General features: G+C 70.3%; 13 protein-coding genes. 11 read left to right on the forward strand and 2 right to left on the reverse strand.

Going from position 1 to position 19396, the window contains the following annotated elements:
- Window positions 1-39 precede the first annotated feature (39 nt).
- Complete coding sequence (locus PV734_RS42005) at window positions 40-873, reverse strand: hypothetical protein (protein ID WP_319092611.1); 834 nt, start codon at window positions 871-873, stop codon at window positions 40-42.
- A 120-nt stretch (window positions 874-993) separates the two neighbouring features.
- Between PV734_RS42005 and PV734_RS42010 the strand changes: the two genes are divergently transcribed.
- The 6 genes from PV734_RS42010 (at window position 994) to PV734_RS42035 (ending at window position 7192) form a co-directional block, all read left to right on the forward strand.
- Entirely contained in the window at window positions 994-1374 is a 381-nt protein-coding gene (locus PV734_RS42010; RefSeq protein ID WP_319294672.1) for a hypothetical protein, read from the forward strand.
- Window positions 1375-1382: 8 nt separating this feature from the next.
- Window positions 1383-2612, forward strand: a complete 1230-nt coding sequence (locus PV734_RS42015; RefSeq protein ID WP_319294674.1) for a glutathionylspermidine synthase family protein — start codon at window positions 1383-1385, stop codon at window positions 2610-2612.
- 229 nt (window positions 2613-2841) lie between these two features.
- Window positions 2842-4317: a glycine hydroxymethyltransferase gene (locus PV734_RS42020; RefSeq protein WP_319294675.1), complete on the forward strand. Its 1476-nt coding sequence runs from the start codon at window positions 2842-2844 to the stop codon at window positions 4315-4317.
- A 142-nt stretch (window positions 4318-4459) separates the two neighbouring features.
- Entirely contained in the window at window positions 4460-5473 is a 1014-nt protein-coding gene (trpS, locus tag PV734_RS42025) for a tryptophan--tRNA ligase (protein ID WP_319092438.1), read from the forward strand.
- A 203-nt stretch (window positions 5474-5676) separates the two neighbouring features.
- A complete protein-coding gene (locus PV734_RS42030) occupies window positions 5677-6255 on the forward strand; it encodes a 2'-5' RNA ligase family protein (RefSeq protein WP_319294676.1) in 579 nt (192 codons plus the stop codon).
- Between the two features lie 70 nt (window positions 6256-6325).
- The gene (locus tag PV734_RS42035; protein ID WP_319092436.1) at window positions 6326-7192 is read left to right on the forward strand and encodes a YihY/virulence factor BrkB family protein; all 867 of its coding nucleotides are present in this window, start codon (window positions 6326-6328) and stop codon (window positions 7190-7192) included.
- 178 nt (window positions 7193-7370) lie between these two features.
- On the opposite strand, the gene PV734_RS42040 is transcribed toward PV734_RS42035, so the two are convergent.
- Window positions 7371-8675 (reverse strand): D-alanyl-D-alanine carboxypeptidase, encoded by a 1305-nt coding sequence (locus PV734_RS42040; RefSeq protein ID WP_319198814.1) that lies wholly within the window; start codon window positions 8673-8675, stop codon window positions 7371-7373.
- Window positions 8676-8766: 91 nt separating this feature from the next.
- On the opposite strand from PV734_RS42040, the gene PV734_RS42045 reads away from it, so the two are divergent.
- From PV734_RS42045 to PV734_RS42065, 5 genes are all read left to right on the forward strand, one after another.
- Window positions 8767-9009, forward strand: coding sequence for an SCO4848 family membrane protein (locus PV734_RS42045; RefSeq protein ID WP_319092434.1), 243 nt, complete (start codon window positions 8767-8769; stop codon window positions 9007-9009).
- Between the two features lie 37 nt (window positions 9010-9046).
- The gene (locus PV734_RS42050; protein ID WP_319294677.1) at window positions 9047-10402 is read left to right on the forward strand and encodes a metallophosphoesterase; all 1356 of its coding nucleotides are present in this window, start codon (window positions 9047-9049) and stop codon (window positions 10400-10402) included.
- A 338-nt stretch (window positions 10403-10740) separates the two neighbouring features.
- Window positions 10741-16917, forward strand: a complete 6177-nt coding sequence (locus PV734_RS42055; protein ID WP_319294678.1) for a DNRLRE domain-containing protein — start codon at window positions 10741-10743, stop codon at window positions 16915-16917.
- A 170-nt stretch (window positions 16918-17087) separates the two neighbouring features.
- Window positions 17088-17675, forward strand: coding sequence for a hypothetical protein (locus PV734_RS42060; protein WP_319092430.1), 588 nt, complete (start codon window positions 17088-17090; stop codon window positions 17673-17675).
- Between the two features lie 149 nt (window positions 17676-17824).
- The gene (locus tag PV734_RS42065; RefSeq protein ID WP_319092429.1) at window positions 17825-19381 is read left to right on the forward strand and encodes an ABC transporter substrate-binding protein; all 1557 of its coding nucleotides are present in this window, start codon (window positions 17825-17827) and stop codon (window positions 19379-19381) included.
- Window positions 19382-19396: the final 15 nt, after the last annotated feature.

Below are 19396 nucleotides of genomic sequence, written 5' to 3' on the forward strand. Positions count from 1 at the left end.
TACAGGATGGGACGGGTAGGGGCGGCGGGGGCGAAACACCTATTCCGGCGCCTCACCGAACCTGGCCAACGCCAACGCCCCCACCACGGCGACCCCGAACCCCGCGACCGCCAGCCACCCCAGCCCCTCCCGCGTACGGTCCCCCAGCCACACCACCCCGATCAACGCGGGCCCGATCGTCTCCCCGATCACCATCCCCGCCGTCGGCACGGTCACAGCCCCCCGCCGCAACGCCGACGTCAGCGCCAGAAACGCCGACCCACCCCCCACCACCAGCGCGTACACCGCCGGGTTCGTCACCAGCGCCCCCACCGACACGTCGTCGACGAGCCGCACCGACACCTCGACCACCCCGAACCCGAACCCGGCCCCCAACCCGAGCAGCAGCCCCCGCCCCCGCTCCGGCAACCGCCCGCCCAGCAGACCCAGGACCAGCACGCCCACACCGGTCGCGAGCATCGCGTACCGCAACGTGTCCGTTCCCGCCCGGTCCCCCTCCGTGCCCGACGCCAGCCCCAGCATCCCCAGCCCGGCGCACACCACCCCCACCGAGGCCCACTCCATCCCGCTCAGCCGCACCCGCAGCAACCGGGCGGCGACCACCGCGGTGACGGCGAGACTCGCGGCCAGCGCCGCGCCGACGGCGTAGATCGGAAGGGACCGCAGCGCGGCGATCTGGAAGACGAAGCCGAGCCCGTCCAGGGCCAGCCCGGCGATGTACCGCCACTGCCGCAACGCCCGCAACAACAACGCCGCGTCGTCACCCGGCCCGCCGCTCCCCGTCGGGTCGGTTCCGGCCGCCGCCCGCGCGGCCACCGCCTGCAACACCGTCGCCGTACCGAAGCAGACCGCCGCGCTGAGCGCGCACACCATTCCAAAGAGCACAAAGCGACTCTAGGCGGGAGGGCTGCGGGCGAGAGGAACAGGGGGTCAGTCGAGCGCGGTCCTCAGGTGATCCCTAAGCTGCACCAAACGCCAACGGGGAGACATGACATGGCCGACGCAAGCAGAAAGACGCGCAGACAGCTCCGCTCGGGAACCGTCGTCCTGGGCGGTGTGGGCCTGCTTGCCGCCGCCCTCACCGCCTGCTCCTCCGACGACCCCGCCAAGCGCTGCGTCGACCGCGACAGTTACCGCGCCGCCAAGGGCTACAAGATCGTCGCCGAGAAGAACTGCAAGACCGTCACGGCCGTCAACGCCGCCCACTACTACGGCGGCAAGAAGAAGTCCGGCTGGGTGAAGGGCGGCTCGTTCACCAAGTCCGGCAAGAGCGGCGGCGGTTCCGGGAGCAGCGGCAGCGGCGACGACGACAGCAGCCGCACCGGCGTCCACCGCGGCGGTTTCGGCGGCGGCGACAGCGGCTCGGGCGGCTGAGCCCCGCCGTGCGGCGCCACACGATCGAGCCCCGCCCCGACTGGCAGCGGACCGTCGAGGAGCAGGGGCTCATCTATCCGCTCACCCGCCACCCCGACGACTCCCTGCGCCCCTACTGGGACGAGAGCGCGTACTACGTCTTCTCGCTCCCGGAGGTGGAGGCGCTGGAGGAGACCGTCGAGGAACTCCACGCCATGTGCCTGGCCGCGGCCGACCACATCGTCACCGCGAACCGTTTCGCCGACCTCGGCATCACCGACCCGCGCATCGCGGCAGCGGTCACCGAGGCCTGGCACCGCCGTGCCGAACTGCCGTCCGTCTACGGCCGGTTCGACCTCCGCTACGACGGCACGGGCCCCGCCAGACTCATCGAGTACAACGCGGACACCCCCACCTCCCTCGTCGAGGCCGCCGCCCCCCAGTGGTTCTGGATGGAGGACCGCTTCCCCGGCGCCGACCAGTGGAACTCCCTCCACGAACGCCTCGTCGCCGCCTGGAAGAAACAGGCGGCCCTCCTCCCGCCCGGCAGCCCCCTCCACTTCGCGCACTCCGCCGCCGACGAGATCGGGGAGGACCTGATGACCGTCGCGTATCTGAAGGAGACCGCGGAGCAGGCGGGGCTGGACACCGACTGGATCTCCATGGAGGAGATCGGCTGGGACCCGCTCTCGGGCCGTTTCGTCGACAACCAACTCCGGTTCATCCGCAGCTGCTTCAAGCTCTACCCGTGGGAGTGGCTCACCTCCGACGAGTTCGCCGGTCATGTCCTCGACACCCTGGACAACGGCGGCGGCACGGGCAGCACCCTGTGGATCGAACCGGCCTGGAAGATGCTCCTCAGCAACAAGGCCCTCCTCGCCGTCCTGTGGGAGCTCTACCCGGACCACCCCAACCTCCTCCCCGCCTACCTGGACGGCCCCCGGGAACTGGCACACACCACCGGCTACGTCGCCAAGCCGCTGCTGGGCCGCGAGGGCGCAGGGGTGACGGTCCACGAGCCGCACGCCACCCCAGGTCCCACCCCCGCCCATGGGCCCACCCCCGCTTCCCTCGCCGTACCCGACCCCGAAAACCCGTGCTGCTACCAGGAGTTGGCGCCCCTGCCCGCCTTCGACGGCAACCACGTCGTCCTCGGCGCCTGGGTCGTCGAGAACGAGTCGGCGGGCCTCGGCATCCGTGAGTCGGCCGGCCTGATCACGGACGAGTACGCCCGCTTCCTGCCCCACGTCATCCTGTGACGCCCGCCGTCACCCGCACCGGCGGGCATCGCTCGTATGGTGGACAGGGCGGCCCGGTCATCCGACCTGCCCGGTAGGCTGCCCGCGGGCCGTGACTGGCGCGCTGGGATGGGACCGACCATCGGGAAGCGGCCCCAGGACCGACGCAACCCGTTGCCGGGGTCCGTGAGTGAGTGCCGTGCGCCTGGGCCGAGCCGTGAACGCCGAAACGCCACGTCCGGAGGTCCCCATGTCAGCCGAACGCTCAAGTGAGCCCCTCTCCACCCAGGCTCTCTCCACGGAATCCACCGCCTTCCGCAGCGCCCTCGACGTGATCCGCGCCGTCGAGCCGCGCGTCGCCGACGCCATCGGCCAGGAGGTCGCCGACCAGCGCGAGATGCTCAAGCTGATCGCCTCCGAGAACTACGCCTCCCCGGCCACCCTCCTCGCGATGGGCAACTGGTTCAGCGACAAGTACGCCGAGGGCACGATCGGCCGCCGTTTCTACGCAGGCTGCCGCAACGTCGACACCGTCGAGTCCCTCGCCGCCGAGCACGCCCGCGAGCTCTTCGGCGCCCGGCACGCCTACGTCCAGCCGCACTCCGGCATCGACGCCAACCTCGTCGCCTTCTGGTCCGTCCTCGCCGACCGCGTCGAGGTCCCGTTCCTGGAGAAGACCGGCGCCCGCCAGGTCAACGACCTCTCCGACGCCGACTGGGCCGAGCTGCGCCAGGCCTTCGGCAACCAGCGCATGCTCGGCATGTCCCTCGACGCCGGCGGCCACCTCACCCACGGCTTCCGCCCCAACATCTCCGGCAAGATGTTCGACCAGCGGTCCTACGGCACCGACCCGGCGACGGGCCTCATCGACTACGAGGCGCTGCGCACGTCGGCCCGTGACTTCAAGCCGCTGATCATCGTCGCCGGCTACTCCGCGTACCCCCGCCTGGTGAACTTCCGGATCATGCGCGAGATCGCCGACGAGGTCGGCGCGACGCTCATGGTCGACATGGCGCACTTCGCGGGCCTCGTCGCGGGCAAGGTCCTCACCGGCGACTTCGACCCGGTCCCGCACGCCCAGATCGTCACGACCACCACGCACAAGTCCCTGCGCGGCCCGCGCGGTGGGATGGTCCTGTGCGACGACTCGCTCAAGGACCAGGTCGACCGCGGCTGCCCTATGGTCCTCGGCGGCCCCCTTCCGCACGTCATGGCCGCCAAGGCCGTCGCCCTCGCCGAGGCCAGGCAGCCGGCCTTCCAGGACTACGCCCAGCGCATCGTCGACAACGCCCGTGCGCTCGCCGAGGGCCTGATGGGCCGGGGCGCCACCCTCGTCACCGGCGGCACCGACAACCACCTCAACCTGATCGACGTCGCCTCCTCCTACGGCCTCACGGGCCGCCAGGCCGAGACCGCGCTCCTCGACTCGGGCATCGTCACCAACCGCAACGCCATCCCCGCCGACCCGAACGGCGCCTGGTACACGTCGGGCATCCGCATCGGTACCCCCGCGCTCACCACGCGGGGCCTGGGCACGGCGGAGATGGACGAGGTGGCCGGCCTGATCGACCGCGTCCTCACCGCCGCCGAGCCGGGCACCACGAAGTCGGGCGCCACCTCCAAGGCGTCCCACGTCCTGGACGCGAAGATCTCCGACGAGATCTCCCGCCGCGCGACCGACCTGGTGGCCGGCTTCCCGCTGTACCCGGAGATCGACCTCGGCTGATCGCCCCCTTCCGGGGCAGCGCCACGCAAGGGGCGCGGGGAACTGCGCGACCAGCCACAACTGGTCCGCAGTCCCCGACGCACCGAACCACCCCCCACCTCCCGGGCCAAACCCACCCTCGCCCTCTGAGAGAATGGTGAACATGGCCTCTGACCGTCCCCGCGTGCTCTCCGGAATCCAGCCCACCGCAGGCTCGTTCCACCTCGGCAACTACCTCGGCGCCGTGCGCCAGTGGGTGGCCCTGCAGGAGTCCCACGACGCGTTCTACACGGTCGTCGACCTGCACGCGATCACGCTCCCGCAGGACCCGAAGGAGCTCACGGCCAACACCCGGCTGGCCGCCGCCCAGCTCCTCGCCGCAGGGCTCGACCCGGACCGCTGCACGCTGTTCGTCCAGAGCCATGTCCCCGAGCACGCCCAGCTCGCCTGGATCATGAACTGCCTCACCGGCTTCGGCGAGGCGTCCCGGATGACCCAGTTCAAGGACAAGTCCGCCAAGCAGGGCGCCGACCGGGCGAGCGTCGGGCTGTTCACGTACCCGATCCTCCAGGTCGCCGACATCCTGCTCTACCAGGCGCACGAGGTGCCGGTCGGCGAGGACCAGCGCCAGCACATCGAGCTGACCCGTGACCTCGCCGAGCGCTTCAACGGCCGCTTCGGCGAGACCTTCACGATCCCGAAGCCGTACATCATGAAGGACACGGCGAAGATCTACGACCTTCAGGACCCGTCGATCAAGATGAGCAAGTCGGCGTCCACGCCCAAGGGCCTCATCAACCTCCTCGACGACCCGAAGACCACCGCCAAGAAGGTGAAGAGCGCGGTCACGGACACGGACACGGTGATCCGCTTCGACCGCGAGGAGAAGCCCGGCATCAGCAATCTGCTCGGCATCTACTCCACCCTCACGGGCACGGACATCGCCGAACTTGAGCGGAAATACGACGGCAAGGGCTACGGTGCGCTCAAGGTGGACCTCGCCGACGTCGTCGTCGACTTCGTGACGCCGTTCCGGGAGCGCACCCAGCAGTATCTGGACGACCCGGAGACGCTCGACTCGATCCTCGCCAAGGGCGCGGAGAAGGCACGGGCCGTCGCCGCGGAGACCCTCGCCCAGGCCTACGGAAAAGTCGGCTTCCTGCCCGCGAAGCACTGATCCGCGGTCCCCTGGGTACCTGTACCACCGCACGGCGCACGAAGCGGCACCAGAGCGCTGCACATCACTACGGTTGCGCCTGCCCGCGGACCCGCCGTGGCCGTACAGTCGATAGCCGACCGGTACGAGCAACAGCCGATATGAGCAACAGCCCATACGGCGACAGAGCACGAGCAACACCGAGACGACGAACAGGAGACGACGTGGGGACCGTAACGATCGGTGTGTCGATCGCGGTCCCGGAGCCCCACGGCAGCCAGCTCCAGGAGCGGCGCGCGGGCTTCGGCGACGCCGCTGCTCACGGGATCCCCACTCACGTCACCCTGTTGCCGCCCACGGAAGTCGACTCCGCGGCGCTGCCCGCCATCAAGGCACACCTCCTGGAGGTGGCCGCCGCGGGCCGGCCGTTCCCGCTGCGGCTCTCCGGGACCGGCACGTTCCGGCCGGTCTCGCCCGTCGTGTTCGTCCGGATCGTCGAGGGCGCGGAGGCCTGCACCTGGCTGCAGAAGCAGGTCAGGGACGCCTCCGGGCCCGTGGCACGCGAACTGCAGTTCCCGTACCACCCGCATGTGACGGTCGCGCACAGCATCGCCGAGGAGGCGATGGACCGCGCCTACGCGGAACTCGCCGACTACGAGGCCGCCTGGCCCTGCACCGGCTTCGCGCTCTACGAGCAGGGGGCCGACGCGGTGTGGCGCAAGCTGCGCGAGTTCAGCTTCGGCGGGTCGTTCGTACCGCCGCAGGCGGCCCATGTGGAGCGCGGCCCGCTTCCGGCCAGGTAGAACCACGACGAGGTAGAACCACGGCCAGGTAGAACCACGAGATCCGGCGCCCGCAGGGTAGAAGTTCCCTATGGACTGGCTGAAGAAGCTCCCCGGCGTCGGACCGATCGTCGTCCGCCTGACCGCCACACACATCTGGCGGTCGTACGAGCGCCTCGACCGGGTGAAGTGGTCGCGTCTCGCCGCGGCGATGACCTTCATCAGCTTCGTCGCCCTGTTCCCGCTGCTCACCGTGGCCGCCGCGATCGCCGCCGCCACGCTCAGCACCAGCCGGCAGAACGAGCTCCAGGACAAGATCTCCGAGCAGGTGCCCGGCATCTCCGAGCAGCTGGACATCAACGCTCTCGTCCAGAACGCCGGGACGATCGGCCTGATCGCCGGCGCCGTGCTGCTGTTCACCGGCATCGGCTGGGTCGGCTCGATGCGGGAGTGTCTGCGGGCGGTGTGGGAGGTGCCCGAGGACGAGGGGAACCCCGTCCTGCGCAAGGTCAAGGACACCGGCGTGCTGGTCGGGCTCGGCGGGGCCGTCCTCGTCACGATCGCCGCGTCCACCGTCGCCTCGGCGGCCGTCGGCTGGGCGGCACGGGGACTCGGTATCGACGAGGCCGGCTGGGGCGCGGTCCTGCTGCGCCTCGCCGCGTTCGCCGTCGCCGTACTCGCCGACTTCCTGCTGCTCCTGTATGTCCTCACCCTGCTGCCCGGCGTCGAGCCGACCCGGCGCCGGCTGGTCGTCGCCGCGCTGATGGGGGCGGCGGGGTTCGAGCTGCTGAAGCTGCTGCTGAGCGGCTATATGCAGGGCGTGGCGGCGAAGAGTATGTACGGCGCGTTCGGCGTTCCTGTCGCGCTGCTGCTGTGGATCAACCTGACGTCGAAACTGGTGCTGTTCTGTGCGGCGTGGACGGCGACGGGGGTGAGTCGTCCGGAGAGTGAGGGGTGAACGCGGCTCCAGTCGAGGTCGTGTTCACCCACCCACCCGCTCGTTTACGGTCTCTGTCCAGCGCGGGCCGAGGCGTCTCAGCCGGGCCGGCGTGCACAGCTTCGGGCCGGTTCCGCCGAGGCCGTGTTTCCCGCCCGCCCGCCCGTTTGCTGGCTGTGTCCAGCGCGGCCCACGCCCGTCATCGTTGGCGGCGGCGCACCAGCTCCGGCAGGGGCCAGCGGCGGTTGATCAGGAACCCGGCGCCCGCCAGCAACACCATTACGCCCCCGGCGATCCCGAGCGCGACGCCCATCCCGCGTCCGTCGGTCCCGGACGCGGAGGACGCCTTCGCGACCGGTGACGCGGAGGAGCCGTCCGTGCCGGACTCGTCGCCGGAGCCGCCCCCCGCCTCTCCGGAGTCGGAGCTGGGCTGGGCGCTCGCCCCCGTCGCGCCCTTGGGAGCGACCAGTTCACCCACCGGCTGCACCTTCCCGGCGGCCCGGAAGCCCCAGTCGAGCAGCTTGGCGGTCTCCTTGTAGACCTCGTTGTGCTCGGTCTTCTCCGGGTTCATGACCGTGACCAGCAGCACCTTGCCGCCCCGCTCGGCCACCCCCGTGAAGGTGGCGCCCGCGTTGGTGGTGTTGCCGTTCTTCACCCCCGCGATGCCCTGGTACACGGAGATGTCCGAGTCACCGGCGAGCAGCCGGTTGGTGTTCTGGATCTCGAAGGACCCGCGGACCAGCTTGCCCTGCTTGTTCTTCTTCGTCTCGCCCGGGAACTTGGCCGAAACGGTCGAGCAGTACTCGCGGAAATCCTTCTTCTGCAGCCCCGAGCGCGCGAACAGCGTCAGGTCGTACGCCGACGACACCTGCCCCCGCTCGTCGTAGCCGTCCGGGCTGACCACGTTCGTGTCGAGGGCCTGGAGCTCCTCGGCGTGCTCGTTCATCTCCTTGACCGTGGCCGCGACGCCACCGTTCATGTGGGACAGCACGTGCACCGCGTCGTTGCCGGAGCGCAGGAAGACACCGAGCCACAGGTCGTGGACCGTGTACGTCTCCTTCTCCTTTATGCCGACCATGCTGGAACCGGCGCCGACGTCCGCCAGGTCGGAGGGCGCGACCTTGTGCTTCATCGTCCTCGGGAACTTGGGCAGCACGGTGTCGGCGAACAGCATCTTCAGCGTGCTGGCCGGGGGCAGCCGCCAGTGCGCGTTGTGGGAGGCGAGCACATCCCCGGACTCGGCGTCCGAGACGATCCACGAGCGGGCGGTGATGTCCTTGGGGATCACCGGCACCCCGTCGGAGAGGTTCACCTGCGTCCCGGCCAGGCCGAGCCGCTCCCCGCCCACGCTCGACATCTTCGCCGGGGGAGTCACCGACGGCGTGGGACTCGGAGTCGGCTTGGGAGCCGCGAACGCCGGTACGGGCGCGATCAGCGCGGCGGACAACAGGGTGGCGGAGGTGACCAGCAAGGAGCGCTTGGCGGTCTTTTTCGAGGCGGACACGATCGAGAACGTACATGTACCGGCCCGGGAAGTCGTACCGCCCTGCCCACCCCGGCCGAAGGACCCGGAGGAGGGCGGCGATACTGGGCTCATGAAGCTCAGCCGCCCCGTCTCCTGGTTCCTGCTCGCCTTCGGGGTGTGGAGCTGGGTCATCTGGGTCACTTTCATCAAGAATCTGGTCAAGGACGGCAGCGGACTCGCGTTCGACGACGCGGGCACCCCGACCACGTACTTCTGGGTGCATCTGGTGCTCGCGGTCGTCTCCTTCGTATTGGGGACGGTCGTCGGGGGCATCGGGTTGCGCGGACTGCGCGCTTTGCGTCAGACCTCATAACGGGAGACCCACCCGCAACAACGGGAGACACACCCGCATGGTCATCGTCTTTCTGCTCGCCGGGCTCGCGGCGCTCGCCGCTCTCGTCGGCCTGCACTGGTACGTCTGGCGCCGTCTGGTGCGCGACACGACGGCGGGGCCCGGCCTCGCCCGCCGGGCCGGCACGGTGGTGTTCGTCGCGCTGCCCGTCATGATGGTCGCGGCCCTGGCCGCCGAGCGTGGCGGGGCGCCCTTCTGGCTCCAGCGCACACTGGCCTGGCCGGGCTTCCTGTGGCTCGCCCTGTTCGTCTATCTGGGGCTGGCCCTGATCGCGGGCGAGGTCGTACGGCCACTGCTGCGACGCTTCCTCGATCGGCGCGGGCCGGCCCGGGCTCCCGTACCGTCTCTGCGGCTCCGGAAGGCGGAGACCGTACCGGCTGGGGCACCCGAGAGCCCGGAAGCCGCCGAGGGGGCCAAGGGTGCCGAGAGGGCCTCGAGCACCTCGGACGCCCCCGATGCCCCCGAGACTCAGGGCGCTTCGGGCAGCACCACCTCCGGCGCCCCGGACTCCCCTCGTCTCCTCGCCGCGCCCTCCCGGCGTCTCTTCGTCTCCCGGGTGGTCGCCGGTTCGGCCGCCGCCGTGGCCGCCGGGACCGTCGGCTACGGCACGTACGGCGTCCTGCGCGGCCCCCGGGTGAAGCGCGTCACCGTGCCGCTGGCCAAACTCCCGCGCGGCGCCCACGGGTTCAGGATCGCCGTCGTCAGCGACATCCACCTCGGGCCCGTCCTCGGCCGGGGTTTCGCGCAGAAGGTCGTCGACACGATCAACTCGACCCAGCCCGATCTGATCGCCGTCGTCGGCGACCTGGTCGACGGCAGCGTCAAGGACCTCGGCCCGGCCGCCGCCCCCCTCGCCCAACTCCGGGCACGGCACGGGGCGTTCTTCGTGACCGGGAACCACGAGTACTTCTCCGGCGCGCAGCAGTGGGTCGACGAGGTACGGCGGCTCGGTCTGCGCCCGCTGGAGAACGCCCGCGTCGAACTGCCCGCCTTCGACCTCGCCGGTGTCAACGACATCGCTGGGGAGAGCGAGGGCCAGGGCCCCGACTTCACCAAGGCGCTCGGCGACCGGGACACCTCACGGGCGAGCGTGCTGCTGGCCCACCAGCCGGTGCAGATCCACGACGCCGTCGAGCACGGCGTCGACCTGCAGCTTTCCGGCCACACCCACGGCGGCCAGCTGTGGCCCGGCAACTTCGTCGCCGACCTCGCCAACCCCACCCTCGCGGGCCTGGAGCGGTACGGGGACACGCAGTTGTACGTCTCCCGGGGCGCCGGCGCCTGGGGTCCGCCCACGCGGGTGGGGGCGCCGTCGGACATCACCGTGGTGGAACTGGCGTCCAGGCAGGCCTGATCGCAACCCCTGATCACACCCAGTGAGGATCACGGGTCGATAAAGGTTCACGGTCGCCGGAACCTCCGGCGCGACCCGTGAGTCCGGGGTCCGCTCGTCGGGGTCGGGTCCGAGGTGTCCCATTCGTCGAAGTGGTCCCACAGGAAACCCTCAGCGGAAGGTCAACTTCCGCGTGGCCGAAACTTGTTGATCGAATTCGAGTCAAGGCTATTGAGGAGGATCTGAGGATCACTGTGTGCAACGAGTGGTGAAGCCATGAAGAACTCTTTACCAGGCACTGCTTTGATCAGCCCCGCTCCGGACGCATGAGGTGTCGGGGCGTGATCACAGGAGTGTGCATGGGACTCAAGGGAAGACGTGTCTTCCCTGCCTCACGGGGGCGGGACAGAACAACCGGGACATCGCTACGGCGGACCGCGCTGGCGGTGGCGGCCGTGCTCGCGGCCGAAGCGGCACTGGTGTCGTTGAGCTCGGGCCAGGCCTTCGCGGCCGCCGACTCCGGCACCGCGAAGGTGACGTCGACGGCCGCCAAGTCGGCCGCCAAGTCGGCCGCCTCGACGGCCGATTCGACCGCGGCGGCGCTGCTGACGGCCCGTCTGCAGGGCCGGAAGATCGAGGTGCTGTCGGAGCGTTCGGCGTCGTCGACGACGTACGCGCTGCCGAACGGGCAGTTGCAGACATCGACGTACGCGGCGCCGATCCGGCAGAAGGTGGACGGCGTCTGGCGGAACATCGACACCTCGCTGTCGGACGCGGGTGCGGCGCTGGAGCCGGACGTGGCGGCGGCGGACATCGCGGTCTCCGACGGCGGGGACACCGCGCTGGCGTCGGTGACCAAGGGCGCGCGGTCGTTCGGGATGGGCTGGGAGTCGAAGCTGCCGACGCCGTCCGTGAAGGACGACACCGCCTCCTACGCACTCGGTGACGGCGAGACCCTGACGGTCACCGCGCTGTCGCAGGGCTTCAGCCAGAACGTGATCCTGGACAAGGCGCCCACCGGTCCGCTGGAGTACCGGATACCCATGCGGCTCAAGGGACTTGAGCTGGCGGTGGCCGAATCCGGTCACCTGCTCCTGAAGGACAGGGCCGGGAAGCTGGTCGCCGAGGCGCCCGCGCCGATGATGTGGGACTCCTCCAAGGACCGCAGGTCCGGCGAGTCGAAGCACCAGGCCAGGGTCGCCACGAAGGTCGAGACGGCCGCGGACGGGTCGCAGACTCTCGTCCTCACCCCGGACGCCGACTACTTCACCGACAACAAGCTGACGTATCCCGTCACCGTCGACCCGACCACGACCCTCGCCGTGACCACGGACACCTGGGTGGCCACGAACTACACCGACTCGCAGATCTCCTCGGACGAGCTGAAGTCGGGTACGTACGACGCGGGGACCACCAAGGCCCGCGCCTACATGAAGTTCGACGTGTCGCCCTTCACGGGCAAGCACATCACCGACACGAACCTCGCCCTGTACTCGTACTACTCCTCGACCTGTGACACCACCGGCGCGGGCACCGAGGTGCGGCGGATCACCGGGACCTGGACCTCGGCCGACATCACCTGGGCCGCCCAGCCCGCCACCACCGCCACCGGCGCCGTGACCAACAAGGCGGCGCTCGGCTACAGCACCTCCTGCCCGGCCGGCACGATGAACTTCGACATCGACGCCATCGTGCAGGCGTGGGCGGACGGCGCCACCAACCAGGGCGTGCGGATCGCGGGCGCCTCGGAGACCGACTCCACCACCTGGCGCCGCTACCGCTCCGCCAACTACGTCTCCGGCGACGGCTCCACCGAGCCTCACCTGACGGTCACGTACAACTCCTACCCGGCGGTGCCGAGTTCGACCGCCATCGCGCCCTCGCAGGTCAACTCCTACAACGGCAAGCGATACGTCACCTCGCTCACCCCGACCCTGTCGTCGAAGGTGACAGACCCGGACGGCTCCAACTCCCAGGCGCAGTACGAGATCACCGCCGACCCCGCCTACGCGGACACGACGTACGCGTACACGGCGTACGGCAAGACCGTGGCCTCGGGCTCCACCTCGACCCTCGCGATCCCGACGGCGTCCGCGTTCCCGGCCGGCAGCCACCTGCGCTACCGGGCACGCGCCTACGACGGCACCGACTTCGGCGCGTGGTCGGGTTACACGACGTTCGTGCTGAACACGGCCAAGCCTGCCGCGCCGACCGTCACCTGCGACACGTACACCCAGAACGGCTGGACGGCGAAGGCCTCGGCCGCCGTGTCCTGCACGCTCACCACGGCCGCCACGGACGGTGCCGGCTTCCAGTGGGGCCTGGACGACTCGTCCCTGCCCAACAAGAAGCTCGACACCACCAACGGCACCGGCGGCGACGCGCAGACGATCAGCATCAACCCGGCCAACGGCTGGCACACGCTGTACGCGCGCACCATCGACTCCGGCGGCAACCTGTCGACGGCAACGACCGCCTACTCGTTCGGCGTCGGCGCCGACGGCGCGGCGATCCTCTCCCCGGCCGACGGTGACAGCACCGCCCGCCGGCTGACCCTCGCCGCCAAGGGCCTCACCTCCTACACGGGGGTGACGTGGCAGTACCGGCGCGGTGAGACCGACTCCTGGCGCACCGTGCCCGTCGGTGACGTGACCGCCGCCGGCGCCGCAGTGTCCGCCTGGCCGGTCGCCGTCAGCAGCGGCACCGCCACCAAGCTCGTGTGGAACACCGTCAACAGCCTCACCGAGGACGGCGTCATCCAGCTGCGGGCCGCCTTCACCAACGGCACCACCACCGGCTACTCCCAGACCACCGACGTCACCCTCGACCGCGACGCGGGCACCGCACCGACCACCCAGGTCGGGCCGGGGGACGTGAACGAGCTGACCGGTGACTACACCTTGTCGGCCACGGACGCCTCCGCCTTCGCCGCGAGCGTGGACCGGACGTACTCCTCGCGTGCCAACAGCACCGACACCGAGGGCCAGGCAGCGATCTTCGGCCCGGGCTGGAACTCCTCGGTCGCCGCGTCCGGCACCGACTACACGCAGCTCCGCAAGACCTCCGACACCTCGGTGGAACTGCTCAGCGCGGACGGCACCTCGGTCGCCTTCACCGCGACCAGCGACGGTGGCTGGCAGCCGCAGACCGGCGCGGGATCCCTGACCCTGACGGGCTCGCTCACCGGTACCACCTTCACGCTGAAGAACGACGACGCGGACGTCACCGTCCTCACCAAGGCGGCCACCGCCGCGACGACCTGGACGCTCGCCTCCTCCGCGACCGCCGGCAACAACACCACCGTCACCGTCGCCTCGGAGACGGTCACGGTCGGCGGCAAGACGTTGGCCCGTCCGAAGTACGTGATATCCCCGACCGGCGCGGTCACCGCGGCCACCTGCCAGGCCACCCCGGCCACCAAGGGCTGCCGCGTCCTGGAGTACGTCTACGCGACGGCCACCACCGCCACCGCCGGCGCGCTCGGCGACTACGCCGGCCAGGTCGCCTCGGTGAAGCTGTGGGCCACCACGCCCGGCGCCTCCGCCTCGACCGCCGAGACGATCGCCTCCTACGCGTACAACGCCTCCGGCCAGCTGCGCCAGGTGTGGGACCCCCGGATCAGCCCCGCGCTGAAGACGGAGTACACCTACGACACCAACGGCCGCGTGGCCACGTCCACCCAGCCCGGTGAACTCCCCTGGACGTTCACCTACGGCACGGCCGGCTCGGCGCTGACCTCGGGCCCCGGCATGCTGCTCAAGGCCTCCCGCCCGGCACTCGCCGAGGGCTCCGCGAGCACCACCTCGGGCACGGCGGCCACCTCGGTCGTCTACGACGTGCCGCTCTCCGGCACAGCCGCCCCGTACCAGATGGACACCACGACCGTGGCCACCTGGGCGCAGGACGAGGCACCCACCGACGCGACCGCCGTCTTCCCGGCGGACTCCGTCCCGGCCTCCAACACCGGCAGCGCTCTCACGGCCACCGCGTACGACCGTGCGAGCATCACCTACATCAACGCGGACGGCGCGGAGACCAACCGGGCCGGACCCGGTGGTGCCATCACCACGACCGAGTACGACGAGTTCGGCAACACGGTCACCCAACTGACGGCCGCCAACCGGAAGCTGGCACTCAGCAGCGCCGACGACCGGCTGACCGCGCTCGGCCTGGACGGCCTGTCCACGGCTGACCGCGCCCGCCGACTGGCCACCGTCTCCGAGTACTCGGCGGACGGGGAGCGCCTGAACGACGAGTACGGTCCGCTGCACGAGATCACGCTCACCAAGGAACTCGCCGGCACCACCGCCGAGTCCACCCTGGCGGCGGGCTCGGTGACCCCGGCCCGTACACACACCGCGTACACCTACGACGAGAACCGGACCAGCGGCGCCGCCGTCTCCGGGCTGGTCACCTCCACCGTGACCGGTGCCGCGCTGGCCGGCTACGCGGCCGACGCCGAGACGCACACGGTGACCACCACGTACGACTGGTCCACCGGCCAGGAGCTGAAGACCGTGGGCGGCGACACCACGGACATCGTGGCGACGTACGACGCCGCCGGTCGCGTGGCCACCACCCGGACCGCCGCGTCCACCGGTTCGGACGCCTCTGCCCTCAACTACACCTACTACCAAGCCGGTTCCACCGGTACCTGCGCGTCGACGGAGTGGGACGGTCTGCTCTGCAGCACCGCTCCCGCGGCCACGATCACCGGCGGTGGCAGCAACCCGGCCACCGCGGTCACCACGGTCTACACCTACGACCGCTGGGGCCAGCCTGCCGTGAAGTCGGAGACCTCGGGCTCCGTGACCCGTACGACCACCAACACGGTGGACGGCGCCGGCCGCACGACCAGGACGGCGGTCACCGGAGGCATCGGCACGGACACACCGGCCGTCACGTACGCGTACAACGCGTCCAACGGGCAGCTCGCCTCGCTGACCTCCAACGGCCAGACCATCACCTACACCTACGACAGCCTCGGCCGCCGGATCGGCTACGACGACGGCGCGGGCAACACCACCAACACGGCGTACGACGCGCTCGACCGGAAGGTGAAGTCCACCGACTCCGCCCCGTCGACCGTCACCTACGCCTACGCCACCACCGGTGACCTCAGGACGGTCACGGACTCGGTCGCGGGCACCTTCACCGGGACGTACGACCCCGACGGCACCCTCACCTCCGAGACCCTGCCCGGCAGTCACACCCTGACGGTCACGACCGACCCGGCCGGTCAGGAGACCGACCGCGCCTACACGGCCGCGGACGGCACCACCCTCCTCGCCGACTCGGCCAGGTACACGGTCACGGGCCAGCGGGCCGGTCACACCCAGACCGACGGCTCGACCACCCGCTCCGACTACACCTACGACGACGCCGGCCGCCTCACCCGGGCGAGCGACACCACGTCCACCGGCTGCACCACCCGTGCCTACATCTTCGACGGGAACAGCAACCGCACGGCCCTGACGGCCACGTCGGACGACTGCGACAGCAGCACCGCCGACGCCACCACGGCGACCACGACGTACGCGTACGACAGCGCCAACCGTCTGGTGAACTCCGGCTACGCCTACGACGCGTTCGGCCGGACCACCACCGCCGACACCCGGAGCCTGACGTACTTCACCAACGACCTGGTGCGTACGGAGACCGTCGGCACCGACCGCGGCACCTGGGCCCTCGACGCGGCCGGCCGGCTCGCCGTCCGGTCCGCCCAGACCCAGGCCACGGACGGCACCTGGAGCACGACCGGCACCACCACCAACCACTACGGCGACGACAGCGACCGGTCGGCCTGGACCTCCACCGACGGCACCGTGGGCCGCGGCGTCCAGGACCTCTCCGGCAGCCTCGCCGCCCAGACCACGGCCAGTGGCGGAACGGTCCTCCAGTTCGCCAACATCCACGGCGACGTGATCGTCCAGCAACCGCTGGACACCAGCGTGGCCGCCACGGTCCAGCACTACGACGAGTACGGGCAGCGGCTGGACGCCACCACGGCGGCCACCTACGGCTACCTCGGCGCATACGCCCGGTCCACCTCGGGTGTGAGCGGCCTCGGCTACCTGGGCTCCCGTGCCTACGACCCGGCCCTCGGCCGGTTCCTGCAGACCGACCCGGTCTACGGCGCGAACGCCAACTCCTACGTCTACCCCGGTGACCCGGTCGGCTCGTACGACCTGGACGGGCGGAAGAAGGCAAGGAGCTGCGGCTTCTGGTGCAGCGTCTTCACGACGGGCATCGGAGCGCTGGTCGGCGCGATCTGCGCGCCCTTCGCCGGGCCCATCATCTGCGGTGCGGTCGGCGGCGGCATCACCGGCTTCGCCCGCTACTGGTGGACCCACCACGGCGGCCACGGCTACACGATCAAGGGCGCCATCAAGGCCACCCTCATCGGCGCCGCCATCGGCGGCTTCGGCGGAGCGGCAGGAAAGCTCATCAAGAGTCTCGGCGGCAGGGTGTTCCGGGGCTACGGCGACCGGCAGTCCATCAAGGACTGGGACAAGTTCAGGAAGGCCCTCAGCTAGCAGTCGGACAGACAACAGGGCCGGCCGGCCTCCGGGAGGGATACCTTCCGAAGGCCGGCCGGCCCGGCCGTATCCCTCCCCGCCATTCCTGCCCCGCCATTCCTGCCCCGCCATTCCTGAACGACACTGAACGCCATCCTTGAACGAACGGAAGTACGAAGGTGCAGTCGATGATCACGTACTGGTCGGCGGTGCTCCGCCGAGTCGCGCCCGCCGCCGCGTTGCTCGCCCTGGTGGTCGGCGGTGCCATGCTCGCGGCGCTGCTCGTGGGCGACGGGGCGCCCCTCGCCTCCTCGTTCGGCCAGAGCGCGCTGACCGGACTGGTCTGCGGTGCCGCCTTCCTGCTGGTCGTCTCCGTGCCGGAGACGGTCACCGCTCTGCGCACGGCCTCCCACTACGGGCTGCCACTGGAGCCGGGGGCGGCCCGCCTGCCCGCCGTCCGCCGGGTCACGGCCGACACCCCGGGCGCCACGGCGTTCCAGCTGGCCGACAGCACCCTGCACACCATCAAGAAGGCGCAGACGCCGGTGGTCGCCGAGGTGCTGGAACTCGGGCACGGAAAGGTCTCCCTGATCTGCCGGACGCCGTACGGGCCGCACATCCAGGTGTCCATCGACCTCGACGTCACGGAGGGCAGGGCCACTGCCGTCATCATCTGTCGGCCCACCAGTAGCTGGAAACGCCTTGACGGCGGGGCGAGTTGGGCGATTGCGGGCACTCTGGAGCGTCAAGTGCGGGCAGCGCTGGGCGAGTTCTGAGCCTGGTTGGTCAACTGTTCGTAACAAGACGTCGGTAAGGACTTTCCCATCTGCCCAGAAGCCCCTTCCCCCCACCTGAACACCTGTGCTTAGGTGATCACCGTCACAGCGGAGTCACCTGTGGCAGGGGGCCTGGGGAGGGCACACCGATGCGCTCGGTACGCATGCGGATTCTCGCGGCGCTGCTCATTGTGTCGGCCGCGGGGGCGGTCGGCTGGCAGCTGATGCCGACGGGGTCCGACCACGGGAAGACGATCACCGTCGGCACCACCGACGCCGTGACCTCCCTCGACCCGGCCGGCGCCTACGACGCCGGCTCCTGGGCCCTGTTCAGCAACGTCTTCCAGACCCTGCTGACCTACCGGGCCGACGGCACGGAGCCCATCGAGGACGCGGCGAAGAGCTGTGACTTCAAGGGCTCCGACCTGCGCACCTACGTCTGCGTCCTGCGCGACGACCTAGCCTTTCCGAGCGGCCGGAAGATGACGGCCGAGGACGTGAAGTTCTCCTTCGAACGCGTCAAGCGCATCAACTCCGACGTCGGCCCCGCGTCGCTGCTCGGCACGCTCGCCTCGGTCGACGCCAAGGGCCTGACGGTCACCTTCCACCTCAACTCGCCCGACGCCACCTTCCCGTTCAAGGTGGCCACCGGAGCCGGCGCGATCGTCGACCACGAGCGCTACCCCAAGAGCGCCCTGCGCACCGACAACGGCGCCGACGGCACCGGACCGTACGTCCTGAAGGCGTATACGAACGAGGAGCAGGCGCTCCTCGAACCCAACGACGACTACAAGGGCGCCGTGAAGAGCATCGGCCGCCCCATCCGCCTGCGGTACTACGCCAATCCGGCGGCCCTCGACAAGGCGTGGAAGGCCAAGCGGATCGACGTCGCCACCCGTCAGCTGCCGCCCGCCGTCCTCGCCGGCCTCTCGCCCAGCGACCCCGGCCAGCAGGTCGTCGAGAACGACAGCGCCGAGACCCGCAACCTCGTCCTCAACCTCCGCGCGGACTCCCCCCTCCACGACCCGCTCGTCCGTCGCGCCCTGGCCTGGCTGGTCAACCGGGAGGAACTCGCCGCCACGGTCTACAAGGGGACGGCCGAACCCCTCTACTCACTGATCCCGGCAGGCCTCACCGGCCACACCACCTCGTTCTTCGACGACTACCCCAAGCCCGACGTCGCCCAGGCCCGTGACCTGCTCACCGAGGCAGGCGTGAAGCTCCCCGTCCGCTTCACCTACGGCTACGCCAAGGGGCGCGGCGTCGCCGCCGAGGAGGCGGTCCTGCTCAAGCGACAGCTGGAGAGGGGCGGCCTGTTCGCGGTCACCGTCAAGGGCTACGAGTGGACCGACTACCAAAAGCGTTACGCGGCAGGGAAGTTGGACGCGTACGCCGTCGGCTGGGTCGCCGACTTCCCCGACCCGGACACCTTCACCGGCCCGCTGGTCGGCACCGGCAACAGCATGAAGAACGACTACAGCAACAAGAAGGTGGACCGACTGATCCTCGACAGCCGCCGCTACGCCGAACGCGACCGCGCCGCCCAGGACTTCCGCGCACTCCAGCAACTGATCGCCCAGGACGTGCCCATGATCCCGCTGTGGCAGCGCAAGGAGTACACGGTCAGCAGCGAGGACGTCAGCGGCGGCCAGTACCTCTCGGACGGCACCGGGGTCTTCCGCCTCTGGAGCCTCGACTGGATCTGACGCCGACCCCCGCTG

Origin of the sequence: Streptomyces sp. AK08-02 (assembly GCF_033795085.1) — a bacterium.
GTDB lineage: Bacteria > Actinomycetota > Actinomycetes > Streptomycetales > Streptomycetaceae > Streptomyces > Streptomyces echiniscabiei.